Origin of the sequence: Pseudomonas sp. Sample_21 (genome assembly GCF_004307525.1) — a bacterium.
Lineage (GTDB): Bacteria > Pseudomonadota > Gammaproteobacteria > Pseudomonadales > Pseudomonadaceae > Aquipseudomonas > Aquipseudomonas atacamensis.
The window spans coordinates 147,390-173,396 of sequence record NZ_RCNZ01000088.1 but is presented as its reverse complement, the minus strand read 5'-3'; the positions used below and the strand labels follow the sequence as shown (position 1 = coordinate 173,396).

The window sequence follows — 26,007 nt, the reverse complement described above, 5'->3', positions numbered from 1 at the left end:
CACGTCGTCGCGTTTTATTGACTGCAAAGACGGGGCGAGGGGTGAGTGTTGAGTAGAGTTTTTTACTTGAGCGATCCCCTCAACATTGAAGGTTGGGAGATTGTTGAGACGTTCGAGCGATTCACGCTCTACGAAGAGTTTGCCGAACGCATCGATGATGCCCTCGACCTCATACGAAATGGCCAAGAGCATTGGGCGAGCCACCTAAAAGATGGGGAGTGGTCCGTTGAATCCGTCCGCATACTGGCAAATGTAAGACGACTCTCCAGCAACATAAGTCAACAATTTGAACGTTCTAGGGACGACCTGCCTCGCTGCATCCGCTGGGTAGCAGGGGAGTCGGCCAATTCGGCGATAAATGATAGCCAGTATATTGCTGCGCTGGCGATTGACCGCGCTTGCCGGGCTATTGAGACGCTTGAGAGGTGGTTGAGTGGCTTCGATACAGATGTGTGCTCAGGAAATTTTGAGAGCTTTGCCGCACTTAATGCAGAGGCGTCGAACGACGTCGCAGAATTCATGATGGAGGTACGCCATGAGCTGGCAGACCTGGAAATCGAAGCTCGGGAGGCCGTGGCGGACTTGATAGGGACCGCCCGGAATTACATGACTTTGGCTAACGTCTATGCTTCACCGGTGCTGAGCAGCGCCGATAAAATCCGGATCAGCGCGACCGCACGCAAAGCAGGCTATAGCTCGGCAAACATACGTCGCGAGGCCGTCATAGACCGCAATCAGAGCATTTGCTCCCACGCTAAGCGTCTGCTCAGTGATGGACGATCAGACCGAGAGGTTGTAGGAGTTATTGTCGGTACTGACTCAGCGCTCAAAACGCCGAGCGGTGCAGCCAAGCTGTCCACCAAACAAATACGGAACATTTTGGTCGAGGGCGGAGTACTCAGCGCCGCTGTAAGAAAATAACTATTTGTCAAACATGGGAAGTTAGAGATGAGCAAACCAGAAATCGCACTAATTTACGAGGACACTTTACCAAAAGATTTATTTCAAGATTTTGAAGACTCTATACTAGATGAACGACTAACTCTAAATGTCCAATCCAGACCCCCCCTCGGCCCTCAAGCGAGTCTCGAATGGTTGGTCCTTCCTTTAGTTGCTGCTTACATTTCAAAGCCATATATCGATGGTTTTTTTGGCGAGATGGGTAAAGACCATTATCGACTTCTCAAGCAAAAACTTTTCGAAACATCCAAAAAGGTAATGTCCAAACCTAGGATTGAGCCAACCTTAGTCGGTTCAACAGGAAAGCTGAAGAAAGACAATCCCTACACCTCGGCATTTTCAATTTATGCCGACGCAAATGAAAGGATAAAATTCAAACTTCTAATACCGAAACATACCGACAATAACAACTATAAGGAGATCGTAGATATATTTTTAGATTTTCTAATGGACTATCACTGCGATGCAAAACCTCTCACCGCGATTGGCTTCGACTTGAGCACTCCCCCTCTAGGCGGACTAATACTTGTGCAGGTTAATCAGCAAACCAAATGCGTAGAATGGCGGGACCCAATGCAAATAAACTAAACTATCGCGAGCTGAACATACCTTTTTGGCTCGCTATCAAATTAATCCTCAATCATTACTATTTAATTAGTCCGCGATAGGTCAAGCCTCCCAAAAAATTTGCAGCGATTCGAATGGGAAGTGAACCACCGTTCGTTTCCATTTCTCCAATTAGCGTTAGCCCTGTAACTCTTAACGACTACAGGAAACGCTCAATGACTGCCGCGACGCTTCAATCCATCATCCCGCTTTCACCCTCCGCCACTGATTTACTCACTCCCGATCAGGTGGCAGCGACTCTGGGTCTTTCGCATCGCACGCTCGCCGCTTGGCGCAGTTCGCGCCGCAATCCGCTGCCGTATGTAAAAGTCGGAAGCCGCGTGCGTTATCGACCTAAGGATGTATCTGCGTGGCTCGATAGCCGCACGCATAGCGCTGATGGAAGTGTGAGAAACGTGCAATGAAAACCTCTCGCCTCCACTCCTTTGCAAACGACTCCACACCAAGCGACCCATCGCTGACGCTCATCCGAATCGCCGAGGTCATGGCCATCGTCGGTCTCGCACGCCCCACCATCTACAAGCTCATGAATGAGCCTGAGAGTGGCTTTCCTAAAACCGTAAAGCTCACCAACAGCAACGCCCGTGGCGCACCGGTCGCCTGGGTTTTGTCGGAAGTTCAAGCGTGGGCACGTGGTCGCATTGAAGCACGTGATGAGGTGGCCGCATGAGCCGCTCGATTGCCAATCAAGCCTTGATGCATCCCTTTTCAGTGCTACGCCGCATCGGCTTTTCAGCCGCCACGATGCAGCGCCTCGAGCGCTATCGCGGACGACAAGACAGACAGGGTCGCGTGGTCAGCGTACTTAGCTGGGCCGACGGTACATGGTGCGCCCTCGCGCTTCATTGCGAAAAATTTGGTGCGGTGATCGTTGATGAAGGCCAGCAAACGGAAGCCTACGAAGACGCCCGCTCCATGATCCATGACGGCTTCCTCCCCCTGCTCAAGCTGCGCTGGGAAGCCCACGCCTGAAACGAAAACGCCCCCGGCGGCAACCGGGGGCGTTTGAGGTCAATCTGTATGCCCGGTCAATTTATGTCGCATCAAAAAAATGCGCAAGGCTTCGTGCCGGTTGCGCTAATAAAATCTCGGGGTTATTCTGCCGGTGTCGCTGCAAATTCAGTGACCGGGTTTGGCGACCCGAGATACTTGGCGCACAGGCGCCCCATACGACAGCAGGCGCTTTTTTTGTGCCCGCCGTTTCGTGTTATGGCAGCTGTGCGTGGGAGACCTTCGGGTCTGCCGGGTTCCAAGTTCCCGGTTCGCCAACCTGCGCACAGCTGCCACCTTAAATCGTTTGGCGACGATCAGTGGCAGCTCCATCTTCAAACTTGGAGCTACACCTATGCACGCCCTCATTCCGTCCAAAAATCGCGCCGCTGCTCACCGTGCAATGGCTCTCGCCGCTCTACACGCCAACTCCAGTCTTGCTACACGTCTCGCCCGCTACAACGCACACATGGCCAAAGCTCGCGCTCTCGAAGCCGCAGGCGGTGCCCAATGAACAACGCCCTGAGTTTTGCCCTGCCCGAAGACATTCTCAGCGTCAGTCAGCGCGCCGGGGCTGGTGTGCCGATTGACGCTATCGCCTGCGCAATTGAGCGCGCGGACTCGGTGCTGACGTTGCTCGAAGACCACTTTGAAGGTGAGTCGCGCCTCTCCAACCGTGTTATTGCCGCCGTCATTTGGGATGTTCGCGGCACCCTCGGCTTGATTAAAACCCTCGCTCTGCACGGTGATACCACTTCCGTTCCAGCGGAGCACGAAGGCGGTGCGCTATGAACGCGTTGACCACGATTGGCCGCACGGATTTTTCGCCTGCTAATGCCAGCGGCTTGAAATTATTTCGCATCAACGCAGGCATCCCCATCGAAGATGCTCTGGAGCTAGCCTCTCAGTTGCAAGACCACGTGAACCTGCTGAACCGCGACGCCGCCATGAGCGATCAATGCGAACGGTTTAGTTGGCCTGCTCTTTATCTAGGTGAAATGGCAAAAGCGCTGCTTGATGACGTGGCTGACACCCTGTTCTCGCCGAGGGCCGACACATGAGCCAGCACCAGAGCAGCAAAACGAAACGACCGAGCTTCGCCGACGTAAAAGCTGCCTCGCAGAAGGACATTGAACGTGTCCTCGCGCACTGGCTGCCCAACGGAAAGCGTGTCGACGGCGGCAAGGAATACACCGCCCCCAATCCGACTCGCACCGATAAGCGCGCCGGCTCGCTCAAGGTCAATTTGAACAAAGGCACCTGGGCTGACTTCGCTACTGGAGACAAAGGCGGCGACCTGATTGATTTAGTCCGCTACTTGGACGGCGGCACCGATGTCGAGGCGTGCGCGAAGCTCACCGAACTGCTGAGCGTGAGTGTCGGTGCTGCGCGGTCGGCTCCTACTCAAGGTAAAACCAAAGCGCCAACATGGACCGCCATACAGCCGATCCCCGCCGAAGCGATGCAACGTTGCCCGGTCCGCCATCGAGATCACGGTGCTCCGTCGAAGGTCTGGATCTACAGTGACGCTAGCGGTCAGCCACTCATGGCGCTTTACCGCTTTGATCTCGGTCCAGATGAAGACGGCAAGCCTAAAAAAGTCTTCGCTCCACTGACTTGGTGCCAGCGCTCCAACAGCGAAACCACGCAATGGAGATGGCAGGGATTGCCTGACCCGCGTCCGCTCCTGCGCTTGGAAGAATTGGCACTGCGCGATTCTGCACCTGTCGTGTTGTGCGAGGGCGAAAAAGCCGCCGATGCGGCAAGCGAATTGATGCCGGACTTCGTGGCCACTTGCTGGCCGAACGGGTCTAACTCTTGGCACAAGGCAGACCTGGCACCACTCAAAGGACGTCATGTTGTGCTTTGGCCGGACAACGACAGCAGCGGCTCAGCGTGCATGGAAGAGGTCGCCAAAAAGCTGCTCGAGATCGGTGCCGAATCGGTGCGATTCGTTGAACTGGCTACGTTCAAGCGCAAACCCACGCTAAAGGATGGTCTAGCCGCGTTTGCCAAAGGCGGTAAGTGGGACGAAGGCGACGATGCCGCCGACGCGCTGGCCAAAGGTTGGACGGCAGCACACGTCGCCGAGCTGGAGCGCAGCGGTGAGTTTTTCGTCTCCCTCAAACACGAGCAGTCCGACGAACCTGCAGAACCAAAAGCAGCAGCCAAACAACCGGCAAAATCGAAAACAGATTTGCTGCCCGGTGGATTTCGACTGGCCCCCGAAGGCGTGTTCTATACCGGCGATGATGGTGAGTCGCGGCCAGTGTGTTCCTCCTTGGAGATTCTCGCCCGCACTCGCGATGACAAGGGTCACAACTGGGGTTTGCTGGTTGAGTTCGACGATCCAGACGGCGCTAAAAAGCGCTGGAACATTCCCGCTCGTAACATGACCGGTGACTTCGGCAAAGACGTTTTAGGGCCGCTGGTGGATATGGGACTGCGCTTGTCTGGAACGCGCTCCGGTCGCAATGCGCGCAACGATCTCCAAAGTTACCTGCAAGGGTTCGACAGCAACGAGCGGGCACGCTTAGTCACTCGCCTTGGATGGCATGGACCTGCATATCTGCTACCAGATCAGCAAATCGGCAACAGCCATGAGCATCTGTTCTTTTGTGATTCCGGTGCGCAGCTTCCTCCCATCAGCGAGGCCGGCACATTGGAGCAATGGCAACAGCAGATCGGCGCGCTTTGCGTTGGGAATCAACGCTTGGCGTTTGTCGCCAGCGTTGCCTTTGCCGGACCGCTTTTGCATTTGCTGGGGCATGAATCAGGTGGCTTCCATCTATACGGAGACAGCTCCGGCGGTAAGACGACACACCTGCAAGTTGCCGCCTCGGTCTATGGCGGACCGCGACTGGTCCGGTCCTGGCGATCGACGGATAACGCATTGGAGTCGATTGCCGCTGCGCATTCGGACGGTGTTCTGGTACTCGACGAAATCGGTATGTGCGATCCGCGCATTATCGGTGAAACGGTGTACATGCTCGGCAACGGCACGGGTAAAGCGCGCGCCAATGATCGAGGGCAAGCAGGCCGTCAGGTGCAAGAGTGGCGCTTGCTATTTCTCTCGACCGGCGAAAAGACACTGGCGCAGCACATGGCCGACGCGAACAAAGAGCTAAAGGCAGGGATGGAAATCCGCATGCTCGCAGTGCCTGCGGATGCGAGCAAAGGGCTGGGCATGTTCGACGTGCTGAACGGGTTCGAAGACGCCGCCGCCCTGTCGGACGCACTCAAAGCACGAGTAGGCAAATACTACGGTACGCCGCTTACCGCGTTCCTGTCAGCGCTGTGCAAGCCAGGTGAAATGCTCGGCTGGACAGCTGTGCTGCGGCGCACGGTGGAGCGCTTCATCGCCAAGGCTCTTCCTGCTTCCGCCAGCGGTCAAGCGCATCGTGCCGCTGCTCGCTTCGGTCTTGTCGCTGCCGCAGGTGAACTCGCGACAGCGCTCGGTGTAACAGGCTGGCCGGAGGGCACCGCGACCACAGCGGCGCAAGTTTGCCTGAATGCTTGGCTCGAGGAGCGCGGTGGCGCCGGGAACATGGAAGGTGACGCCATCGTGAGTCGATTGCAGCAAGTCATCGAGCGATTCGGTGAAAGCCGCTTCACACGCTGGGACGGTCTTGCCGCCAAAACCGACGATCACGCACCACGAACCACCGACCGCCTCGGTTTCCGGCGCACAGTTGAACACGGCATGGGCGATGGCGTTTATACGTTGGTCACCTACTACTTCCTGCCCACCGCGTGGAGGGCGGAAGTGTTCAAAGGCATGAGCCTCACCTTGGTCAACCGGGAACTGATCGAGCGCGGGATTCTGGAAGCCAGCGCGGAAGGTCGTGCTGCGCAATCGGTGCGGCTCCCCGGGCTCGCCAAAACGAGAGCGTACGTGGTGCATGCCAACGCCCTCCTCTCCTCTGAAACCGAAGCCGCGTGAAGTTGGCGGATCGAGGAGAGCTGCCGGCCGCCTCGGGTCTGGCCCGCCCGGAATCCAATCGAACGAATATCAAAAACTGAAATGGAAGACTTTTAATGAGCGACTACCAAAAGCAAATCAAGCAACATCAAATCGAGATGGAACAACTCGAAAAGCAGCTGCCGAAACTCACTACAGCGGCCAAGGAAGCAAAGAGCTTGTATGAACATACGCGCCACAATCGAGCGCCATACCCACATGACGTGATCAATGCTCTCAGCAACGCGAAATCCGAAATAGCTCGCCATGCTTCCGAGATCAGACGTCTGCAAACGTTGGTCGATTGGGAAGACGGAATTCGATCTGCCAGTAGCAACATTAAAAAGGCACAGAAAGAAATCAGCCAGGTGCAAAACGATCTGCGAAAGCAGCAAGACAAACGCGCCAAGCTTTCGAGCAAACTCGAAAGACTGGAAGAAGAGAAACGTACTGAAATTGAAAAGGCTCAATATGTCGAAAAACAAGCGGCTGCGAGCTACTCCGTAGCGTTGAGCGATGGGGATGACGCGGAAGAACAACGAGCGGAAAAGGCGCTCAGACAAGCCTCAGAGGCGCTTGCAGAGGCAACCCGTGACAAGCGGGGCATTGCAACTGCAACGCAAGCTTTGAAAGATGAAGTGGAGAAGCTCGAAACAGCCATTGCAGAGAGTAACCAGACCTTGAAGGATCTGCGACACCAGCAGCTACGTGCAGCACGGTTCATGTGGGCCGACCGTCTAGACAAAGCAGCTCAGGACTTCGCAGCCATCGCAGCACACCTGCATGCGACGGAAAAGGCGATGGGGCGTTCGAGCTCTCTAACTGACCTCTACGTACCACTACTCGTACCGTTCGGACCGATGGCCATCAATGAAGATACGGTCACTGCGAAGGCGGGTGCAATTTCCATTGAGCAACTGATCGCCGCTTGATTGCCCGCGTCGCGACTATCAGTCGTGACGCTCCCTCCTAAACCGGAGCATCACTCGCGGAACACCAAACGTGTTCCGCATTACTGGTGTTCCGGCTTATCGCATTTGGTGTTCCACCTCTGAAAGCCTTTATTTACTTGGCTTCTAGCGTTTCTGGAACACATGGAACACATGGAACACATGGAACACCGCATTTTCGCCACCCAAGGATTAGGATTCCCCTCGCCCCTTTTCACGGCGTGAACCTTCAGCGCAAGCAGACGCGACGGATCGCTCCAGATCCACCGATCTACTGTGTCTAACCCTCCCAGGCGAAGGAGTCGGAGCGGCGGATTTTATGGGTCCTCCCTAAGGGGGGGCTCCTACACGGGTTATCAGACTCGCAGGTTTCCTCTAGCTGAATTTTTGGCAGCAATGTCCGTCTTTATTAAAAAAAGGAAAACCCACTGACACAACGCCAACTAGCAACACGCCAAACAAATAACCCCTGGCAAACTTAGATTCAAGACAACCAAACAACCCAACCTCATATCCCAATCAATGAAACACAACTTCCAACACAAGCCATATAATTAATAACACCAAATTCAGAAACCAACTTGCGAGGCGCATTCAGATAATCTACATATAAGATAAAGCAGCTACTGCAATACACTCCACACAACCTACTAGATCAGATATAAGCGCTTGCTCTAGATTTAGATTTAGATTTAGATTTTTCACATCAGGATGCTCAGTAACTATTGCACTGCTACCTTATCTCATAATGACATTAACCCAGAGAAGAAAAAGGGGACAGATGTATTTTCAATAAAAAGTAAATCCCCCCCCTTTTTCTGAGCCCTATTTTTCTGAGAAAACTGCAAGCGGAAAAACGGGCCCCTTGGGACCCGTTTTTTTGGTAGACACATTCAAAATATTACCAACAACAACAGATACCGTCAGCATGCCTTCAGGCTAGAGGTTTATGATTCATTCAAGCTGCAATCAATCTATACATAAAACATTATCTTTACCAAACCACACTTTGGCTGCATCAACAACCTGATCAGACGGCTGATGATAGAAAAGAGCGAGATTCTCCATAGCCCGAGTACAACAGACGTATAGAATTTTCCTCGTGCGATTCACAACGCTTTCCTTATCAGCTCTTTCCGTAAACAAATAATCAAAGTTGTACGAGTTCCAATTCCCATTATTCAAAACTACTAGAACATTAGGAAACTCCCTCCCCTTTGTCTTATGCTGAGTAGAAAATGGTGTAAACCCTTCCAAATACTCGAACAATTTTTGAAACTCGCTATACCTCAAGGCCATCACTTGCTCGTAAACATACCTCCGGGTTTCCTTAAAGTTTTTAAGGCGATCATCAATTCTAACGATGCCACTTTTATGGGCTTCCTCGACAACCTGCCGGATAGTTTTATCGTGGACATTTGACAAACTGATAATTTTTTCCCTTAAAAGCATTTTATCCTTCTGAGATGAGACAGCATGCTCTGTAACCCTCAGAAATTCATTATGATTACCTTCTAGGTATAAACGAACGTTTTTTTGAATCTTAAACAGATGCTTAATCAAATCATCTCTATTAGATCCTGCCCGCGACAAATCGCCTTGATCTGTTTTCTTGTCATCTATGAGTTGATCTTTATCAACATAAATTGATGCCAAGTCGCTATACGGCATATTGAGTGCCGCCTGGTATAAATCTTGGTAATTCTCAATGTAAACGCTCATCCCATCTGTTGGCTCAACCTCCTTCAATAGCTTACCAACCTTGCCAGCCTTAATCTCATCTAAAACCTGCCCAAAAGACTTACCCTCCGCAATAAAATCCGGAAGTTTTAATTTAATATATTTTTTTATCCTCTTAACGTAATCAAGGATCTTGTCTCCATCATAGATCCGCATAAGCTCACCAAAACCGGCCTTCGAAGCGATTAAGTTATGGGTTAAATTCAACTCCTTAGTATTTTTAACATTCGCAAAATCCCAACCAAGAAAATCCTTAACCGCATTTACATCATCACTACTCGAATATAAAAATTTTACGGCACCCAGCTTGACGCCCCCATCAGGCAACATATTCGGAGCTTTAGGATCAGTAGAAGGAACTTGTGAAAGCCCATCATTTCGAAGTGAGTTAGCAAGTTTTATGATCGCGAGTGGATTTCGACGATTCTGTTCTTTCATAACTTCTACAACGTTGCCGATCGCATCCCCCTTATAACAATCCAAATCACCGACTCCGCTATCATAGATTGCTTGCATAGCGTCACCAAAAAAGCCTACTACATTTGACTTACCATTTTTTGTAAGCTGATTAAGCAATATATCTACTACTTGAGGATGTGTATCTTGATATTCATCAACCAAAACAAATGGATAACAATCCCTTAAAATCCTACACAATTTATCGTGGCGCTTAAACATTTCACTCGCGACAACAATAATCTCATCATGGGAAATTACACCATCACGGAGCCTCACATACTCCTTATAACGGATATCACCTTCGATGAAAGTCAATCCCTCTGGTTCGCCATACCTATCTAAAACATCAAACCCCTTTGACGCTGGATCATTAATCAAATCGAGCAATACGCCCTTCAGCTCTACCTGGAAATGCTTTATGGCATCCCAAAGAAAGTCATGGATAGTAGATACGCGCAGATTTGGATGGAGCGCTCGTTCTTCAATTTCTCGTACAGCTGCATTTGTATAAGTTATACAAGCGATTCGCGATAACGGCTTTCTTTCGGTAAGAGAAGTTATTACCTCAACAAGAGAATATGTTTTACCGCTACCCGCACCGCCACTCAGTAAAAAACTTTTTCCTTGTTCGGCAAGCGCTAATAACTGGGCAGTCTCCGAGATAGGTGAGGTCTGTTGAATCACTTGCGTAACCATTCTAAGCCCTCCTGAATATAATGAGGTGTTCTCCAATTCGAAAAATCGACATCACCCGTCGGAACACTGTTCAGCAATATCTCTATTGCAAGGGATGGTTTACTCCCCACCGCTTTTTCAGAGAAAACAAAAACGTCACACTTACCTTCAACATATTCATCAAACCATTTTTGTGTCAAGGAAGGAAACTTCGATGCATCTCGCCCAAGAAATTCTTTATTTATTGAAAAGAAAGCATCCTCAAAACTACGTCCATGACAACCATCCTCTTCAGTCTGATAAGCTATAAACAAGTACCCATCCTCACGCACTTCCCACTGTCCATCAATTTTGGAAAGGGCCTTACCCTCAGTTTGGAGCGATAAAAAATACATTAAGTCTTCACGCTGCTTACCATGATAGAAAACCAACGCTCCATTTGAAGTATGATCGGCCAGAGGATCATTTGGCGTGCATTTTTTTGTTTCCTTTTTTGGAGAACCATTTTGATGAAAAACGGGGGTGATCCCATCCTCATCAAATAACGGTCTGGTGAAACCACTATCAATATCCGTCAAAATTAAAGCTTTGATTCCAATAAAGTGAATAAACCTTTCAAATATTTGGGAGTGAGCCCCAACTTCAACGAGTGAAATATTTTGAGATAAAAGCGGAGCATAAGCTTCATCATGATATTCCTGATCTAGCTTTCTCATCATTGCAGGTAGTAAAACTCGCTCTGTCTCTCCCTCAATGAGTATTGCCTTATCTGCAAAGAACAACTCCGCTCGATTCAGTGTCAAATACTGCTTCAGAAACTTATAATGCTGCTCGGCCTCGATATTCTTCAATGGTTCTTCTGATCTGTATTCAAACTTTAGATCTTTAAGATTCTTTGCATCGACACCATTTTTACCAGGCAACCTCCTCAGATACTTGATATCATCAAAATCACACTCTGAAACAATATGAGAGGAATGAGTACTGATAACCGTTTGAAGGTGAATTTCTATTCCATCTTCACGCTTTCTACTTTCCTTGAGCAAGGACTTGATGTTCTTAATAAAAACGTACTGCATTTGAGGATGTGTATGTGCCTCTGGCTCTTCAACAAAAAGTAGGTTAATAGCAGCCGGCCGTTCTTTTATTGAGCGACGAAATGAAGTCATCAGCATCTCAATCTCAAAAATCATGCTAATGAGATTCATATAACCAAGCCCATTGAAGTGCTCTGGCAAATCATGACTATCATGGCTATACATGACAGTAGTATTACCATCTAACAGCTCACGATGCTGCAATGTGGACGCGATCTTAATATTTGTCTCTGCTAGCTTTGCCCCGCCAAATTTTGCAACCCTACCTAAAACTCCAGAAAACATGGTCTGGTATATTCCGGATAAGTCTTTATCAGTAGCACGCAATTGCCTTTTAAATTCTTCAACAGCGGCTTGCTGCTCTTGGCTTTCAGATGTCTTTTTATAAATCGTGGCAGTTTGTGTAGAAAGTGTCTTATCATTTTCCTTGTTGGTAACACTCCTTTTCGCACTTATCGACTTAAAAGAGACAACCTCATCTAAGCTAATTTTCTCCTTCGTAAGATCAGTAAACACACTATGATCTATGCTAGACAAACTTTTTCGTCTTATCTGATCGAAAAACTCATGTTGATTCTCCTTTAGAAAAAGCGAAGGGTCTCCGTCATACTTGTCACTTGTATTGCGATACTCGTCGCGCATCGCTAAAAGCTGCGCATATCCAATAACATACTCAAATGACAATATTATATTGTCATCATCTGGATCCAAACTCATTATCAGCTGAGCAACTTGTGCCAAATCATCGCCCGCATCGTATTTGATGAAGAGTTTCAAAATTATTCCTAGCGGTTCGAATTCCTCTTCATCCCCCAAGTCCTCTTCACCGCTTACCAACTTGATCAGTCTTTCTCTCAAATCAACATTAAAATCATCAAAAGTTATACGATTCCTATCTGATGAATTTATAAACTTGTCCAAAACAGACAACAACGAAGTTTTACCAGCGTTGTTTTTCCCAAGGACTAACGAAAGATCACTCTCAAGATCAAGCCTAAACCGTTGCAAAAGCCTAAAATTAAAAACCTCGATGCTTGCTATCTTCATTTCTTCCCCCGCCCAAACTCAATAATTACAAGAAAATATTTTAATCCGAATCAGCATACTGACTCACCCCAGAAAAAAACCGAGCATTGCGACTGCTTCAATAAACATAATAGTCATACCTTAACTCCTTGAAATTTTAAACTCCTGCCCTGCATTTAATCCTACAATTTTGCCGACTTCAGAAATGCTATATATGTCAAACCAGGCTAAATTTTTATCTTGTAACGGCCTAGTGCCTTTGCTAAATCACATGCCAAAATATCCACACTTGGGGCAGCAGCAGTTAGTCGCGTGCTTACCTCCAAAGTAACCACATATAGAGCAGCAGCAATTGGTTGCATGCTTTCCACCAAAATATCCGCATTGTGGGCATGCGCAATTCGTCGCGTGCACACCTCCATATTGGCCACAAATGGAACAGGAGCAGTTTGAGGCGTGCTTTCCGGTCCTTTTCACTTTGTTCTGACTCATGCTATGTCCATCCCTCTACTTTATTTTTTATTCATCACCTGCAAAATAGCTGACGATTTGGAGAAGTCAGCGCACAGGTTGAATCCCCGCCTTGAGTAACACTGTAGGACAGAAAAGATAAAACATGCATTAATTCAGTAAAACAACACGATCGTGGCGAATGTATAACATCCGTTCATCCTGTCACACGGGTAAACGCATCAAACGGACGATGTGCTAGTCAATATAAATGTCTTTAAAAACAACGGCATAGATAGGTGCGTAACGCCTGTAACTCTTGTAACAGGCGATTAATGCACGCTACCCCATCCCCTGATCATGATACGTTCAGCGAAATTCGAGATGTGGGGGGCCCTGAGGAGTTCTTGCTCATACGGGGTCGGAAACCCGCCGGACTTTGTTAGCGGACAGGTACCCAGCTTAGTGAACAGGTGAACCGGGTGAACACACAGTTCACCAGTGCAATTGCACAAGATGATGAGGTCGCCGGGGACCCTGAGCATTTCTGAATGACACGGGGCACAAAACCCGCGCGATCTTGGTAGTGGCTGAATTTTCTACATTGGTTGACCGGTTGACGGCCCAAGGTGTCCATAATCATCAACACAAAAGGCCATCGTTACCAATGCGGTAATGATGGCCTCTTTTCAGCAGAATTCTTTCGATTTCAATGACTAAAATTTCAGTAACTTTGAAAACCTTCCACTAACAAAGCCCCGCGGGTTTCCGACCCCGTACCGCGAGGATTGCCTCAGGGTCCCCGGCAGCTTTCGAACAAAAAGCGTCAGTCTCAATCGGTACCGAGATCGAATGCCAATAGTGAGATGGTCACCCTTCTTTCATTATCCTGCGGCAAAGAAAACACATAACGGTCACTGGTTTCATCCAAGTTTAAAGGGCCGCTCACGTAGCGAGGATGGCTCTTTATCAACACACGCATCTTCTGAACTACCGCTGTGAAGCTGGAATTCCGATTGAACATCACAATCGCTGTCTTAGTGTCACGCCAAGAGAGGTAGCTCAGCAGCTGATCAATCGTGGCCAGGAAACGCTTGTCCCCACCCCAGATCTTGAACTCGGCTACAAAGAGGTTGCCCTCGCCATGACGTATGAGCACGTCGGTTTTACCTTGATAGTTGAATGCCTCTCCTGTGGCAGTTCCGAAATGGGCATTCAGGGGTACCAAGAAAAGATCTCTGAGCGATTCTTCATCTAGCTTTCGCGTGCGCGATGAGCTTTGCTCGATACTTCTACCCGCACCTCTCACAAGGCCCAGGATCGTTTCGTATTGCTTCAAATCTAGTGTTGGCTCAGGAGCGACGGCGGGAGTCATTGGAGGTAGCTGAGGGATTACCTTTTGCTTTACGGTCGGAGGAATGTAGCTACGAGCATCTCCTTCCTTTTCTTTTAGGCGAATCCCCATGCCAGAGAGCTTCGAGGCATTTTCCTTTTGCGCAAGGAGCTTGCTGCGGCGTGCATCGATCTCAGCTCTCACCGCATTTGCCAATTGCTGGTGGAAGCCTGCCCACTGACGGCGATGTGATTCTAAATATTTTTCAATCGAAGCTAGGGTCGAATCTAACGCAGCCTTTATCGCTTCCGGCGTTAGTGACCGATCCGAGATGGTAAAGGCCAGGTGCTGCTTTCGAACCAGCGCTCTCGGAGGTGACATGTCGAATGAGTTGGGGCGCAGTTTAAAAATATCCGCCTCCCCCACGAAAGGGACTTCAAAATCGTAAGCTTCACCGGGCACCAGCCTGACCTGCTTATCCCAATGATCGTAGATCTCGACTTGACGTTCATGCTGAGACGCCACGATTTCATCGCGAAGCAGCGTAGGTATTTCAACGTCGTACTTTTCTACGAAGTAAGTAACCAGCGCGTCAGGATCAGTCTCAAGTAAACGGCGTTCAGGCAGCTTGCTTGCTTCAACACAAGCGCCGTTGATTTGGGCTGTCATGGAGTTCGATGCGTCCCCATCACAAAAAAGATAATCTCTCACTTCCCTACGATTCATCAGTGCGCCCTGCAGTATGATCAAATTGCCATCGAAGCTAATCGTGATTTGACTCACAAGCAACGTCGAGTACAAACGAAGCAGTGTGCGTTATGTATCCCTAGGTGTATCCCTAATTTCAAAACCCGGCTGAAACCCTTGTAGAATATGGCAGAAGCGAGTCTCCCTCGGGCACCAACACAGAGAAAAAGGTCTTGCGAAAGCAGGGCCTTTTTTTTCGTCTGGAGGAAAGTGGAGGGTTGTATTTGTCTTTTTTCCAAAACAATCAGGGCAACCAGCTTTTCACTCTTGCGGCGCCGGGGCCAACGCGCCACCGGCTAGCCTAATGCCCAACCGTCTAGGGCAACAAGCCCATCAAAAAACCTCAATCGAACCTGCAGTAATTGCTCTGACTCCATGTCCTGACGCTGGGGAACTGGCCGGATCGGTTACGTGCCGCAGGTTTTGCCAAACGCCCTGTCATAATCGCCTGATCCCGGCTAGTTCGAGCTCAAAGCCTACTTTCGATTTCCTCCCAGATGTACGCGTAGTGGTACTTCAACCAACGAACCAGCACTTTATCGAACTGGCGACGAAACCAGTTTCGCTCTCTAGCTGCCAGCCTTTCCTCAATCGATTCTCTGAGTATGTCGGGGTCGAAACCCGTCCATATCGGAGGCACAGGTGCAACGAGATTGGTAAAGCACACCGGCGCGACCTCGGAATAAAGAATTGAGTAAAGGATTTCAGGGTCGACACCTCTCACCTTATTCGCCAAATAATCATATTCCACGGGAAAATCATTGAATGGCTCGGAAAGAGCGGCTCTAACTTTTGTCAATTGTGGCTCGGTCAGAAGATATCCCAATGTGTGAGCTCCTCTAACTCTTCATCCAATGAACTCGCTACCGCTTCGCCTGCAATACCACCGGCAGGCGAGCTGCGGGCAAACCATCGAAGAAAACGTCAGGCGAACCTGTCGCGATGGGGTTCGTTCCGTGCCCTGGAACAGGACAGCTGGAGGGATCGCTTTTACGAGCGGCTGGGTTAGCCATGGATGACTCCTGTCAAAAAAATCCTTTTCGAGAGGTAAACCTATCACGAAATTCAGCCTGGACGGCCGCATCCGATCATTCAAAAAAGTGCTTGTTCACCAGACCGCGCTACCTGTTTCTCCGGTTAACGCGGTTGGTACTTCGCTGGCGTTTTCTACCTTGCCATCAACTCAAGTTTCAGAATGGGACGCGGCTCCTCCCTACTCCTTGACTGCAAACATCCGCTCAGCAATCTCCCGCCCCCGCTCCAACCCTTCCTCCGTCAACCATATCGACTTGTTCCTGTTCACCGGATTACTGATCAAACCCTGCTCGTGCAAGCGGTTCATGATCTCGAAGTCATAGCCCTTCCACGCATTGCCGTCGTCGGAGCTATAAGCTGCCAGAAGAGCAAGGACGGCGTCGTCGATCAGTTTCATGTCGTATTCCATGATGGTCACTCCGCTGATGTTCAGTGTTTGTAATCAAAGCGTCGTATCAAAGTGGATGTCAATGCTGCGCGAGCTTGTAGGTTTTAGATGCCCGATTGCTGGTTGCCTCGACTGCGATCCCCGCCCGTATAATCACGCCCGCACGGCAAACCTCCTCTGGCCTTTCGCGCATTGGTTTCAAGCCTTCCACTTCACTGACAGACATCCCCATGGAAACCTCACTGGAAACCGTCGCCCTCTTCTCCCTCAAACTTGCCTACGAAGAAGAAGGCCTGAGCCCGATCCTGCGCGATGACATGGTCATGGGCGATTATCAGAAAGACGTTTTCGAGTTACTGGTGAAACGCGGCGATGTCGAGGCCATCCAGTTCAAGATGAACGAATGCCTGAATCTGGCGCTGGATGCTTTGGGCGGGGTCGAGAAGCCGTTGGGGCGGGAGTTGCGCAAGTTGTCGGTGGAGTTGGCTCAGGCGCGGTCGGTGGAGCAGCTGGGTCAGCCGCTGCTCGCGCTGAAGGGGTATCTGCGCGACATTCTTTGAGTGGCGCGCTACAGCCATGCCGCTATCTCGTCCGATCAGCGACGCGCCTTCAGCACCCGAATATCCGTTGGGAAGCCGTCAGCGCCAACCAGTTTTTTCCAGCCCATGTATTGAAATTCGCCATTGGGATCAATGTAGTCGCCCTTCTCTGGTTGCCCTCCGCCAACTATCGCCACACGCTTCACTTCGCCACAGCCGCCATCCGACGGGCGAACCGTGTAGATCACATAGGGCTTCACGTATTGCGTGGCGCGGAAGTACTGGCCGCAGATTTCGTCGACGGTGATGAGCATGGTTTTCAGGCGGGCTTCGCCGTCGGTGTCTTCGTGCAGTTTCAGGAAGGAGATGTCGCCGACGTCGCTGTAGCCGAGGGAACGGGCGCGTTGGTAGGCGGGGGAGTTCTGGTGCGCAATACGGCCCTCCTCCACACCCCGTTGCATTTGCGCGGCGAACTCGGCTTTGCCTTGGGCCAGGGTTGCCTCGGCGTGGGCGGCGACGTTTTCGCAGTGAGCGTACTCGCTGGAGTCGAGGTGTTGCGGTAGCAGGTTGAGGCGGCGCTCGTTCATGGAGGCGAGGCTGTCTTGCAGGCCCGACGTGGCTGCATAGGCAGCAGAGACGCGACCGCTCTGGACGTCGGCGATTGTCTCCTGCATCCGCTGGCAATTGGCGAGGTAGTAATCCCAGCTGGCTTGCGGGTGTTCTTTCGCGAAGCAGAAGGCTGGGGTAATGGAGACGGCAAGGGTGAGAGCGCCGAGCAGTTGCAGCAAACGGGTTGTGGAAAACATGGGTAGTCCATTACAGAGAAGGCATGGCTGGACGCTACTATTTTGCTATCGTGCCGTCCACTCTCTACAGGCGAGCACGTTGCCGCCTCTGTCTCGTAGCCAGGAAAGAAATCCGATGGATGCTGTGTTGTGTTTGGTAGTCATGGCTGCAATGTGGTTCTGGGTGGTGCGACAGCGCGGGCATTGGAATCTGTTGTTGGCAAACCTTGCCGGAGCGGGCAGCGCTGTGGTCGCGGGCATTGTCTTCGCGCTGCTTTACGACGGGCTGTTCGGCACCACCATGGCAGCGCCGGGACTGCATAACAGCCTGGTGGTGTTCATGACCAGCGCGGGCGTTCTGGCGGGTGTGTGGTTGTGGATCGCCAAGCGTCGTCAGCCAGCGCATCCGGTTGCACGTCAACTGCTCGCGGGCGCCTGTGGCGTTGCCGCAGGCATGGTCACGTTGATTTTTCTGGCGGCGAATTATTTTCCGCAACCGTAGCCGGACGGCGCGTCTATTTTGCTATCTTGCCGCGCATCGTCGGGGCTTGCTGATCGTCTCGCGCCGCGCTTGGATTGTTGAAAGGTAAGGAAAGGATCAAATGGAGTTTCTGCGTTTTCTGGCGTTCGTTGCTGTCTGGGGTTTCATGTGGCGCTGGGTGGTGAAGAACCGCGGCAGCTGGAATATTTTCTACGGCAACATCGTTGGCGCGGCGGGTGGGTTCATTGTCGGGCTGGTGATGTTGTCGATCACCTTTTCGCTGTTTCCTTCGTCGTTCGATCACGAGGCGCAGGCGCAAAACACGCCAGTCGTCGAGTCGACCTCTGTGTTGCCTGAAGCCGAGGCAGTCACGCCCGCCACTGAACTGAAAGATGCGCCGGTTTTTGCTGCCATCGAAGCGGATGACAAGCCTTCCCCGCCGGACTCCGCACTGTTGCCGAATAACGTCAGCCGAGCGCCGAAATCAATGGCGGTACAAACGGTGCTGAATCAGAGCGACTACGAGGGTCGCATGGCCCTGGCCGCGCTGAACAAGAAATTGCGCGGCGACGCACAGGCCGACAAGTCGATGATCGCGTATGTCATGTGCAGCCCGTTTGTCACCAGCACCCTGCGTTATCCCGCTTCGGCGCGTTTTGCCGACAGCAAAGCGCTGGTCAGCCATCGCTACAAGGATCAGGTCTACAGCTTCAGCAACAGCGTCACTGCGCGCAACATGAATGGCGACGATGTCACCTACCGTTTTGATTGCTCCGTGCAAGAATTGCCACGGGTTGATGCGACGGCTGGGGAATGGCGTTTGCTGGCGCTGAAACTGCAAAAAGCCGACTCTTAAGGCTGATTTAAGGGATCAAGGCGCCGGCTGCGCTATCATCGCCGGCCTGTGCGCCTTGAACTTATCCTCAATGTTTCCAACACCCGATAACCTGATCTCGCTGCCTCCTGTCCTGGCCGGCCCGTTGCTGCGGCGGCTGGAGCCGACGCGCGTGGTGCTGTGGCTGGTGGGCTCGCGTGAACTGGCGCTGACCTTGCGCCTGCAGGGTGTAGGAGATATCCCGCTCGACTCGGAGAAATGCACGGTCATTGCCGTAGGCCGTCATGCGTTCGTGCATCTGATAGACGTTCAACTTGAATGCGCCCTGCCCTGCGACACGTTTATCGATTACGACCTGCTGATCGATGACGCCATCGGTATGGCTGAGTGGGCGCCTCATCTGCTTTACCCCGGCGCTACCTGCGCGAACCTCGTCGTGCGTTCGCGGATCGATCAATTGCTCCACGGTTCCTGCCGCAAGCCGCATCATCCGGCAACCGATGGTTTGCTCTGCGTCGATCAATTGCTGGCCGACGAAGCCGATGCGCAACGACGTCCGGCGTTGCTGATGATGAGCGGTGATCAGGTCTATGCCGACGACGTCGCCGGGCCGATGCTGCGGGCGATTCATGCCTTGATCGAGCGTCTGGGTCTGTTCGATGAGCACCTTGACGGTGCCGTGGTCAGCGACAGCGCCAAGCTCTATGAGCACCCGGCCAGCTACTACCACCGTGCGGATTTGTTACCGGCGCTGGAGAGCAACGAGACCTTGCGCGAGCGATTTTTCGGTGGCGCGCGTAAGCCGATTTTCACCAGCAGCAGTGCCGACAATCACCTGGTGACGTTCGCCGAAGTCATGGCCATGTATATGCTGGTGTGGTCGCCGACGCCGTGGTCGCTGATCAATCCGAGCGCGCCGACGCTGACGCCTGAACGCCGCAAGCGCTACAACCTCGAGCAGACGCGCATCGATGCTTTCAAGGCGGGCCTGGGCAATGTCGCGCGGGCGCTGGCGCATCTGCCGAGCCTGATGATTTTCGATGATCACGACATCACCGATGACTGGAATCTTTCTGCGCAATGGGAGGAAACCGCCTACGGCCATCCGTTCTCCAAGCGCATCATTGGCAATGCGCTGATTGCCTATTTGTTGTGTCAGGGCTGGGGCAACAATCCGGACGCTTTTAAAGGAATGCTGGAGCAGACCGCGCAACTTAGCGCCAGCGGTGATGACGGCTATCTGGACATGCCAGTGCAGGACAATCTGATTGATCAGTTGCTGCGTTTTCAGCAGTGGCATTTCGTATTGCCGAGCACTCCGGCACTGGTGGTGATCGACACGCGCACCCGGCGCTGGCGCAGCGAGATGGCGCTCAAGCAACCGTCGGGCCTGCTCGACTGGGAAGCCTTGAGCGAACTGCAACAGGAACTGCTCGATCACCCGTCGGCAATCATCGTGTCGCCGGCACCGATCTTCGGCGTGAAGCTGATTGAAACCGTGCAGAAAGTGTTCAGCTGGTGCGGTTATCCGCTGCTGGTCGACGCGGAAAACTGGATGGCCCATCGCGGCGCGGCGCAGGTGATCCTGAACATTTTCCGACACTCGCGCACACCGGGGAACTACGTGGTGCTGTCCGGCGATGTGCATTATTCCTTCGTCTACGAAGTCCTGATTCGCCACCGCAAGGCCGGCCCCCGGATCTGGCAGATCACCAGCAGCGGCATCAAGAACGAGTTCCCGCCGACCCTGCTGGAATGGTTCGACCGCCTCAACCGCTGGCTCTACTCACCGCGCTCGCCATTGAACTGGTTCACCAAACGCCGCTTGATGCGCATCGTCCCGTATACGCCGGAACATGCCGAGGCCGGGGAACGGCTGTGGAATTCGGCGGGGATCGGACAGGTGTTTTTCAATGAACAGGGGCAGCCGAGCGAGATTGTTCAGCACAACTCGAATGGGGCGGAAAAGACGAGGATGCTGGCGCCGGAGTTGGGGGACGGGCTGCATTGAGGCCAGACTCTGAGCATTGGTGGAGTACCTGCAATGGGCACTCCACCTGCTGACAATTACCGCTGATAAGGATTACAAGCCTCTCGGAAACGTCTCCGAAGTGCTTGAGTGATACTGGGCGCAATAACAGTCGACCTCACTGTGTACCGACCACTCGCAGGGCTACATCATGCAAACCACCACCTGCAGCAAAGCCACAGCCCACTTGGCCTTATCGATGGACCAAGTAACTAATGACCGCGAACCGTTGCTGATTACCAAGCGCAGTGCCGAACCGGTTGTAATGATAGGTCTGGCTGATTATGAGTCACTTTTGCGGACGGCCAACTCACTACCCTTACCAGACACACCGCAGCAGTGATTAGAACGATGGGGCTGACGACAACGCGCGTCCAACCCCTCTGACAATCATCCCCACCTCGCGCTCATCAATCGTCAGCGGCGGCAGCAACCTGATGGTCTTGCCACGAGTCACGTTGATCAACAAGCCGTGATCCCGTGCGGCGATCAGCGTCAGGTCGCGCACCGGTTGTTTCAGCTCGATGCCGATCATCAGGCCCTGCCCCCGGATTGCCAGCACGTTCGGGTTGTCTGCCAATTCGGCGCGCAAGCGTTCCAGCAGCCGTGCGCCCTGCACCCGCGCATTCTCCAGCAAACCTTGTTCTTCGATGATGTCCAGCACCGTGCAGCCGACCCGGCAGGCCAGCGGATTGCCGCCGAAAGTGCTGCCGTGGCTGCCCGGGGTGAACAGGTCGGCCGCGCGGCCACGGGCCAGGCAGGCGCCGATCGGCACGCCATTGCCCAAGCCCTTGGCCAAAGTCATGACGTCGGGCACGATGCCTTCGTGTTGACAGGCGAACCACTGCCCGGTGCGGCCGATGCCGGTCTGGATTTCATCGAGCATCAGCAGCCACGCGTGGCGATTGCACAGGTCGCGCAGGGCCTTGAGATAACCCGGCGGTGCGACTTGTACGCCGCTTTCGCCCTGGATCGGTTCGACCAGAATCGCCACGATGCGCGCGCCGTGTTTGCGCTGTATTTGCTCCAGCGCCGGGAGATCGCCGAACGGCACTTTGACGAAGTCCCCTGGCAGTTCGTTGAATCCCAGGCGCACTGCCGGGCCATCGCTGGCAGACAGCGTGCCGAGGGTGCGGCCATGGAAAGCGTTCGCCATGACCACCACCAGCGGCTGCTCGATGCCTTTGCGCCAGCCGTACAGGCGCGCCAGTTTCAGTGCCGTCTCGTTCGCTTCGGCGCCGGAGTTGTTGAAGAACGCGCGCTCCATCCCCGACAACACAGTCAGCCGCTTGGCCAGTTGTTGTTGCCAGTCGATGCTGTACAGGTTGGAGGTGTGCAGCAGCAGCCCCGCTTGCTCGCTGATCGCCGCGACGATGCGCGGATGCGAGTGCCCGACATTGGTCACTGCCACACCGGCAACGGCATCCAGATATTCGCGCCCCGCCTGATCCCACAGCCGCGTGCCCAGGCCCTTGGTGAAACTCAGGGCCAGGGGTTGGTAGGTGTTCATCAGGGCGGCGGTCATGACGTGAAACTCCATTGCGGGTCGGTGTTTTTGCAGTATGGTTAGCCACCTGAGCTGGATAAACTCGGAAAAACTTCAATCATTTAAAAGCCGGGCTTGATAATGGATTTGTTTCAGTCGATGGGCGTCTACGTCAAAGTGGTCGAAACCGGGAGCATGACGGCCGCCGCTGCGAAGTGTGAAATGTCGACGACGATGGTGGGCAATCATCTGCGCGCGCTGGAGCAACGGCTCGGCGTGCAACTGCTGCAACGCACTACGCGCCGCCAGCGCCTGACCGAATTCGGCAGCGTCTATTATCAGCGCTGCCTGGAAGTGCTCGGCCTGGTGGCCGACTCCGAACGCCTTGCCGAACAAGCGTCGGACGAGCCGCGCGGCTTGCTGCGTATCACCGCGCCGCTGACCTTCGGCGTCGAACGACTGACCCCGGCTCTCAGCGAATACTCCTTGCTCTATCCGCAAGTGAAGCTCGACGTGGTGCTGACCAACAGCCGTCCGGATCTGCTGGAGAACGGCCTCGATGTCGCATTCCGCCTGGGCAATTTCGACCAATCCAACCTGATCGCCCGGCCCTTGATCGACTACACCCTGACCGTCTGCGCTTCCCCTGATTACATCGCGCGGCGCGGCATGCCGCATACGCCACAGGATTTGCAGCAACACGATTGCCTGTCCTTCGCCTACCCGGCTGGGGATGACTGGCAATCGGTGGAAAAACGCTGGCGTCTGAGCGGTCCGGAAGGCGAAGTCCTCGTCGACGTCAGCGGACCGATGCTGATCAACAGCTCCGCCGGTTTGCACCAGGCAGCGCGCAACGGCATGGGCATCATGATGCTGCCCGACGCGCTGGTGGAACAGGATCTGCGCGACGGCAAACTGGTCAGGGTAATGACGGACTACCAACCGCCAAGCAGGCCGATGCATCTGTTGTATGCGCAGGATCGCTATCGATTGCCGAAGCTGAGACGCTTTGTCGAGTTTGCGATGCGTACTTGGGGGAAACCCGCTGACGCCATGCTCGGAAAATAACGCACGCCGGGAAAAATCCCGACCACCAGACCGTTGCTCCGTGACAACGCCGCCCCGCTCCCCTAAATTAGTCGGCCTGAAAAAGACCTCGTGCTTTCTCGCCTCAACTCAAGTTAAAAAGTAGTGAAATTTCAATGTCCGATTTCAACACCGCTGAATCCGTAGTCACCCAGTCGTCCAAAGCGGAATACGAAAACTCCATCAATCTTTCACAACACCTGCCACAAGCCAAAATCATCAGCGAGATGGTCCTGGACGCGTTCCAGTCGACCCGCGAAAGCGACCAGATCCGCGAATTGCGTGCGGCGATCCGTCAGGCGCATGACAGCTTTGATGACGACAAGGCGTACGAACTGATGGGCGAACTCAAGCGCCTGAAAGACGCCGAGGCAGCCGACATCGCCGCGCTGGAAGACCTGAGCAGCAAGTTCTCGATCGGACGCATTCTGTCCAGCTTCAAGGACGATCCGGCATTTCAGGAAATCGTCTATGGCCTGGCGCTGAAGGTGCTGAATCAGACCCATCAGGCGATCAGCAATCCGAGCGGCGGCAAGAGCAAAGCTGCGAAGAAGAAAGAAGTGGAAGTCTTCACCATCAGCAAGGACGGCGCCAGCGTGACCCTGCCAATGCGCACCCCGCGTTCGCGTCTGAACGTTGATCGTGAGGCGCTGGAATTCCTCGGTTTCACCTTCGTGGGTGAAGGCGATGAAGCCGAGCTGGAGAGCGAAACCTTCGTCGATAACGCCGGTACGGAACAGGCGGTGAACCGCAAGAACATCATCACCGCGCTGCAGCAGCAGACTGCGTTTGATGGGTACAGCATCGCGGCGCAGTAATCTGCCAAGCGCTTGCCAAAAAGCCCCGCGCTGAGTGATCAGGCGGGGCTTTTTGCTTGAGGCGGGGATAACCTCAAGCCGAAGGATGCAACGCGGCAATCATGTCCACTTCAATCGCCGCATTCTTCGGCAACTGATAGACGCCGATGGTCGTACGTGTATGCCGTCCGGCATCGCCCAGCACATGGCTGAACACGTCCGAAGCGCCGTTGGCCACTTCGCTCAGGTCGACAAAGTCAGCAGTCGACTTCACATACACCGTGACCCGCAACAACGCGCGAATCTTGTCCAGCGAACCCACCGCATCGACGATCAGCGCCAGGCAACGCATGGCGCTGATGCTCGCCGCTGCTTGCGCATCCTTGAGGTTCAATTCCAGCCCCACGCGACCGGGATACAGGATCTTGCCATTGACCCGCGGCACCATACCGCTGATGTACAGCTCATCGTGATGACGGATCAGCGGCGCGTAATTGCCACCGGCGGTGTTCTCGCCATAGATGTCGTAGTTGAGTTCTTCAGCCAGGGCGATAAAGCGCTCATCGCAGGTCATCCGTTCGGTCATTGCGCCCAGCCTTCTGATCAATGCACGGGTTAGGACAGTCGACCACCGGGGGATGGCGTGGAGCTACTACTGTCGGGGTTGGATCCAAATCTAGGGTGTTTGCGTAAGTTGTGCAACCAGCGTAGATGGAACAAAAAGCCCCAAACCTTCGGATGCCCCGGACCACAAGCTGATCTTCAGCGGCGCTCAAACAGTGTTCAAGCGCTCAACCATATCTGGAAATTTTTCAACCAGTCGTATCAATAAGGCTGCTTGAGCATTGGGCTTCGACTTTTCCTGCTCCCAATTTCGAAGGGTGTTTGGACTTGTCCTGATTCGACTGGCAAAAACAGCTTGAGACATATGCAGTTTTTCTCGAAGAGCCACAATTTCCTGTGCGCCCACTTCAGGTACAGGCTTGTCCTCAAGCACTGTATTGCGCAGTGTGATCTTGCCCTCGCGTTGAGCCGCCATCTCATCAACGCCCTGCATTAACTCTGCAAACAGGTCGCGTTTTTTCATGGGGTACCTCGTTTTTTCAACTCTTTATCAATGGCTGTCCTGAGTGCCCTCTCCTGCTCGGCAGTCAGCTTCTCAACCTCATCTTTGTCGTAAATGGCGAACATCCAGAACTGACCATCATTCATAAGCCAATAGTAGAGAACCCGCAAGCCGCCCCGTCTTCCCTTGCCACGGCGAGAATCAGCCCAGCGCAGCTTACGGAAGCCACCCGTTCGAGGCATTACATCGCCCGCAAGCGGATTGCTCTGAAGGTAGTTCTGCATTGTTCGATATTCGTCGTCCGTCAGATAGCGGCCAACGCTTGTGGTAAATATCGTGGTTTCAAAAAAGATTGTTCGCATAGTCAAACTATAAGCAGCTTGACTATAGGTAGCCTATCAACAAATTGCTGCTCGAATAAACAAAAAACCCCGCACATCTCTCAACGTGCGGGGTTTTTCCTGA

25 protein-coding genes and 1 pseudogene are annotated in these 26,007 nt (G+C 52.9%); 15 read left to right on the top strand and 11 right to left on the bottom strand.

The window, feature by feature from the left end; translation table 11 throughout:
- Positions 1–66: 66 nt before the first annotated feature.
- The 9 genes from D8U71_RS16445 (at position 67) to D8U71_RS16405 (ending at position 7,470) form a co-directional block, all read left to right on the top strand.
- Positions 67–921 (top strand): hypothetical protein, encoded by an 855-nt coding sequence (locus tag D8U71_RS16445; protein WP_130888226.1) that lies wholly within the window; start codon positions 67–69, stop codon positions 919–921.
- 27 nt (positions 922–948) lie between these two features.
- Entirely contained in the window at positions 949–1,548 is a 600-nt protein-coding gene (locus D8U71_RS16440; RefSeq protein ID WP_130888225.1) for a hypothetical protein, read from the top strand.
- Positions 1,549–1,661: 113 nt separating this feature from the next.
- Complete coding sequence (locus D8U71_RS16435) at positions 1,662–1,991, top strand: helix-turn-helix domain-containing protein (RefSeq protein WP_347233379.1); 330 nt, start codon at positions 1,662–1,664, stop codon at positions 1,989–1,991.
- The gene (locus tag D8U71_RS16430; RefSeq protein WP_130888223.1) at positions 1,988–2,257 is read left to right on the top strand and encodes an AlpA family phage regulatory protein; all 270 of its coding nucleotides are present in this window, start codon (positions 1,988–1,990) and stop codon (positions 2,255–2,257) included. Before D8U71_RS16435 ends, D8U71_RS16430 begins: the two co-directional genes overlap by 4 nt.
- A complete protein-coding gene (locus D8U71_RS16425; protein ID WP_130888222.1) occupies positions 2,254–2,559 on the top strand; it encodes a hypothetical protein in 306 nt (101 codons plus the stop codon). The genes D8U71_RS16430 and D8U71_RS16425 overlap by 4 nt, the downstream gene beginning before the upstream one ends.
- A 528-nt stretch (positions 2,560–3,087) precedes the next feature.
- The gene (locus tag D8U71_RS16420; protein ID WP_130888221.1) at positions 3,088–3,369 is read left to right on the top strand and encodes a hypothetical protein; all 282 of its coding nucleotides are present in this window, start codon (positions 3,088–3,090) and stop codon (positions 3,367–3,369) included.
- Complete coding sequence (locus tag D8U71_RS16415; protein ID WP_130888220.1) at positions 3,366–3,638, top strand: DUF3077 domain-containing protein; 273 nt, start codon at positions 3,366–3,368, stop codon at positions 3,636–3,638. The genes D8U71_RS16420 and D8U71_RS16415 overlap by 4 nt, the downstream gene beginning before the upstream one ends.
- A complete protein-coding gene (locus tag D8U71_RS16410) occupies positions 3,635–6,520 on the top strand; it encodes a DUF927 domain-containing protein (RefSeq protein ID WP_130888219.1) in 2,886 nt (961 codons plus the stop codon). Before D8U71_RS16415 ends, D8U71_RS16410 begins: the two co-directional genes overlap by 4 nt.
- Before the next feature lie 95 nt (positions 6,521–6,615).
- On the top strand, positions 6,616–7,470 hold the full coding sequence (locus D8U71_RS16405; protein ID WP_130888218.1) for a hypothetical protein: 855 nt from the start codon (positions 6,616–6,618) through the stop codon (positions 7,468–7,470).
- A gap of 987 nt (positions 7,471–8,457) precedes the next feature.
- On the opposite strand, the gene D8U71_RS16400 is transcribed toward D8U71_RS16405, so the two are convergent.
- The 6 genes and pseudogenes from D8U71_RS16400 to D8U71_RS16375 form a co-directional block, all read right to left on the bottom strand.
- Positions 8,458–10,383 (bottom strand): UvrD-helicase domain-containing protein, encoded by a 1,926-nt coding sequence (locus D8U71_RS16400; RefSeq protein WP_130888217.1) that lies wholly within the window; start codon positions 10,381–10,383, stop codon positions 8,458–8,460.
- Entirely contained in the window at positions 10,368–12,506 is a 2,139-nt protein-coding gene (locus D8U71_RS16395; RefSeq protein ID WP_130888216.1) for an ATP-dependent endonuclease, read from the bottom strand. The genes D8U71_RS16400 and D8U71_RS16395 overlap by 16 nt, the downstream gene beginning before the upstream one ends.
- A 1,261-nt stretch (positions 12,507–13,767) precedes the next feature.
- Positions 13,768–15,051: a hypothetical protein gene (locus tag D8U71_RS16390; protein ID WP_241664235.1), complete on the bottom strand. Its 1,284-nt coding sequence runs from the start codon at positions 15,049–15,051 to the stop codon at positions 13,768–13,770.
- A gap of 433 nt (positions 15,052–15,484) precedes the next feature.
- Entirely contained in the window at positions 15,485–15,841 is a 357-nt protein-coding gene (locus tag D8U71_RS16385) for a hypothetical protein (protein ID WP_122611845.1), read from the bottom strand.
- Between the two features lie 67 nt (positions 15,842–15,908).
- Positions 15,909–16,028, bottom strand: a pseudogene (locus D8U71_RS16380) (PAAR domain-containing protein); the annotation flags it as partial.
- Between the two features lie 200 nt (positions 16,029–16,228).
- Positions 16,229–16,447, bottom strand: a complete 219-nt coding sequence (locus tag D8U71_RS16375; RefSeq protein ID WP_232245565.1) for a DUF6429 family protein — start codon at positions 16,445–16,447, stop codon at positions 16,229–16,231.
- Between the two features lie 221 nt (positions 16,448–16,668).
- On the opposite strand from D8U71_RS16375, the gene D8U71_RS16370 reads away from it, so the two are divergent.
- On the top strand, positions 16,669–16,998 hold the full coding sequence (locus D8U71_RS16370; protein ID WP_130888215.1) for a hypothetical protein: 330 nt from the start codon (positions 16,669–16,671) through the stop codon (positions 16,996–16,998).
- A gap of 35 nt (positions 16,999–17,033) precedes the next feature.
- On the opposite strand, the gene D8U71_RS16365 is transcribed toward D8U71_RS16370, so the two are convergent.
- The gene (locus D8U71_RS16365; RefSeq protein ID WP_110603665.1) at positions 17,034–17,783 is read right to left on the bottom strand and encodes a hypothetical protein; all 750 of its coding nucleotides are present in this window, start codon (positions 17,781–17,783) and stop codon (positions 17,034–17,036) included.
- Positions 17,784–17,898: 115 nt separating this feature from the next.
- Here D8U71_RS16365 and D8U71_RS16360 point away from each other — a divergent pair, with 115 nt between their 5' ends.
- From D8U71_RS16360 to D8U71_RS16350, 3 genes are all read left to right on the top strand, one after another.
- Positions 17,899–18,264 carry a hypothetical protein gene (locus tag D8U71_RS16360; RefSeq protein WP_130888214.1) on the top strand — a complete coding sequence of 122 codons (366 nt, stop codon included), beginning with the start codon at positions 17,899–17,901 and terminating at the stop codon, positions 18,262–18,264.
- A gap of 100 nt (positions 18,265–18,364) precedes the next feature.
- Complete coding sequence (locus tag D8U71_RS16355) at positions 18,365–19,099, top strand: hypothetical protein (RefSeq protein ID WP_071173532.1); 735 nt, start codon at positions 18,365–18,367, stop codon at positions 19,097–19,099.
- Positions 19,100–19,169: 70 nt separating this feature from the next.
- On the top strand, positions 19,170–21,089 hold the full coding sequence (locus D8U71_RS16350; RefSeq protein WP_130888213.1) for an alkaline phosphatase D family protein: 1,920 nt from the start codon (positions 19,170–19,172) through the stop codon (positions 21,087–21,089).
- Positions 21,090–21,450: 361 nt separating this feature from the next.
- Here D8U71_RS16350 and D8U71_RS16340 read toward each other — a convergent pair whose 3' ends face one another.
- Positions 21,451–22,632: an aspartate aminotransferase family protein gene (locus D8U71_RS16340; RefSeq protein WP_130888212.1), complete on the bottom strand. Its 1,182-nt coding sequence runs from the start codon at positions 22,630–22,632 to the stop codon at positions 21,451–21,453.
- 102 nt (positions 22,633–22,734) lie between these two features.
- On the opposite strand from D8U71_RS16340, the gene D8U71_RS16335 reads away from it, so the two are divergent.
- Complete coding sequence (locus D8U71_RS16335; protein ID WP_016773308.1) at positions 22,735–23,661, top strand: LysR family transcriptional regulator; 927 nt, start codon at positions 22,735–22,737, stop codon at positions 23,659–23,661.
- Positions 23,662–23,795: 134 nt separating this feature from the next.
- The gene (locus D8U71_RS16330) at positions 23,796–24,497 is read left to right on the top strand and encodes a hypothetical protein (RefSeq protein ID WP_130888211.1); all 702 of its coding nucleotides are present in this window, start codon (positions 23,796–23,798) and stop codon (positions 24,495–24,497) included.
- 73 nt (positions 24,498–24,570) lie between these two features.
- Here D8U71_RS16330 and D8U71_RS16325 read toward each other — a convergent pair whose 3' ends face one another.
- The 3 genes from D8U71_RS16325 to D8U71_RS16315 all read right to left on the bottom strand — a co-directional run bounded on the left by D8U71_RS16325 (position 24,571) and on the right by D8U71_RS16315 (position 25,904).
- On the bottom strand, positions 24,571–25,062 hold the full coding sequence (locus tag D8U71_RS16325; RefSeq protein WP_016773306.1) for a RidA family protein: 492 nt from the start codon (positions 25,060–25,062) through the stop codon (positions 24,571–24,573).
- A 186-nt stretch (positions 25,063–25,248) separates the two neighbouring features.
- Positions 25,249–25,563 (bottom strand): helix-turn-helix domain-containing protein, encoded by a 315-nt coding sequence (locus D8U71_RS16320; protein WP_041479944.1) that lies wholly within the window; start codon positions 25,561–25,563, stop codon positions 25,249–25,251.
- Complete coding sequence (locus D8U71_RS16315) at positions 25,560–25,904, bottom strand: toxin (protein WP_130888210.1); 345 nt, start codon at positions 25,902–25,904, stop codon at positions 25,560–25,562. Before D8U71_RS16315 ends, D8U71_RS16320 begins: the two co-directional genes overlap by 4 nt.
- Between the last annotated feature and the right edge of the window lie 103 nt (positions 25,905–26,007).

What these genes read in the sequence shown, in the direction of transcription:
- D8U71_RS16440 (WP_130888225.1), top strand. Translation starts at nt 949, where the DNA reads ATGAGCAAACCAGAAATCGCACTAATTTACGAGGACACTTTACCAAAA.
- D8U71_RS16435 (WP_347233379.1), top strand. Translation starts at nt 1,662, where the DNA reads ATGGGAAGTGAACCACCGTTCGTTTCCATTTCTCCAATTAGCGTTAGC.
- D8U71_RS16430 (WP_130888223.1), top strand. Translation starts at nt 1,988, where the DNA reads ATGAAAACCTCTCGCCTCCACTCCTTTGCAAACGACTCCACACCAAGC.
- D8U71_RS16425 (WP_130888222.1), top strand. Translation starts at nt 2,254, where the DNA reads ATGAGCCGCTCGATTGCCAATCAAGCCTTGATGCATCCCTTTTCAGTG.
- D8U71_RS16420 (WP_130888221.1), top strand. Translation starts at nt 3,088, where the DNA reads ATGAACAACGCCCTGAGTTTTGCCCTGCCCGAAGACATTCTCAGCGTC.
- D8U71_RS16415 (WP_130888220.1), top strand. Translation starts at nt 3,366, where the DNA reads ATGAACGCGTTGACCACGATTGGCCGCACGGATTTTTCGCCTGCTAAT.
- D8U71_RS16410 (WP_130888219.1), top strand. Translation starts at nt 3,635, where the DNA reads ATGAGCCAGCACCAGAGCAGCAAAACGAAACGACCGAGCTTCGCCGAC.
- D8U71_RS16405 (WP_130888218.1), top strand. Translation starts at nt 6,616, where the DNA reads ATGAGCGACTACCAAAAGCAAATCAAGCAACATCAAATCGAGATGGAA.
- D8U71_RS16400 (WP_130888217.1), bottom strand. Translation starts at nt 10,383, where the DNA reads ATGGTTACGCAAGTGATTCAACAGACCTCACCTATCTCGGAGACTGCC.
- D8U71_RS16395 (WP_130888216.1), bottom strand. Translation starts at nt 12,506, where the DNA reads ATGAAGATAGCAAGCATCGAGGTTTTTAATTTTAGGCTTTTGCAACGG.
- D8U71_RS16375 (WP_232245565.1), bottom strand. Translation starts at nt 16,447, where the DNA reads ATGAAACTGATCGACGACGCCGTCCTTGCTCTTCTGGCAGCTTATAGC.
- D8U71_RS16370 (WP_130888215.1), top strand. Translation starts at nt 16,669, where the DNA reads ATGGAAACCTCACTGGAAACCGTCGCCCTCTTCTCCCTCAAACTTGCC.
- D8U71_RS16365 (WP_110603665.1), bottom strand. Translation starts at nt 17,783, where the DNA reads ATGTTTTCCACAACCCGTTTGCTGCAACTGCTCGGCGCTCTCACCCTT.
- D8U71_RS16360 (WP_130888214.1), top strand. Translation starts at nt 17,899, where the DNA reads ATGGATGCTGTGTTGTGTTTGGTAGTCATGGCTGCAATGTGGTTCTGG.
- D8U71_RS16355 (WP_071173532.1), top strand. Translation starts at nt 18,365, where the DNA reads ATGGAGTTTCTGCGTTTTCTGGCGTTCGTTGCTGTCTGGGGTTTCATG.
- D8U71_RS16350 (WP_130888213.1), top strand. Translation starts at nt 19,170, where the DNA reads ATGTTTCCAACACCCGATAACCTGATCTCGCTGCCTCCTGTCCTGGCC.
- D8U71_RS16340 (WP_130888212.1), bottom strand. Translation starts at nt 22,632, where the DNA reads ATGACCGCCGCCCTGATGAACACCTACCAACCCCTGGCCCTGAGTTTC.
- D8U71_RS16335 (WP_016773308.1), top strand. Translation starts at nt 22,735, where the DNA reads ATGGATTTGTTTCAGTCGATGGGCGTCTACGTCAAAGTGGTCGAAACC.
- D8U71_RS16330 (WP_130888211.1), top strand. Translation starts at nt 23,796, where the DNA reads ATGTCCGATTTCAACACCGCTGAATCCGTAGTCACCCAGTCGTCCAAA.
- D8U71_RS16325 (WP_016773306.1), bottom strand. Translation starts at nt 25,062, where the DNA reads ATGACCGAACGGATGACCTGCGATGAGCGCTTTATCGCCCTGGCTGAA.
- D8U71_RS16320 (WP_041479944.1), bottom strand. Translation starts at nt 25,563, where the DNA reads ATGAAAAAACGCGACCTGTTTGCAGAGTTAATGCAGGGCGTTGATGAG.
- D8U71_RS16315 (WP_130888210.1), bottom strand. Translation starts at nt 25,904, where the DNA reads ATGCGAACAATCTTTTTTGAAACCACGATATTTACCACAAGCGTTGGC.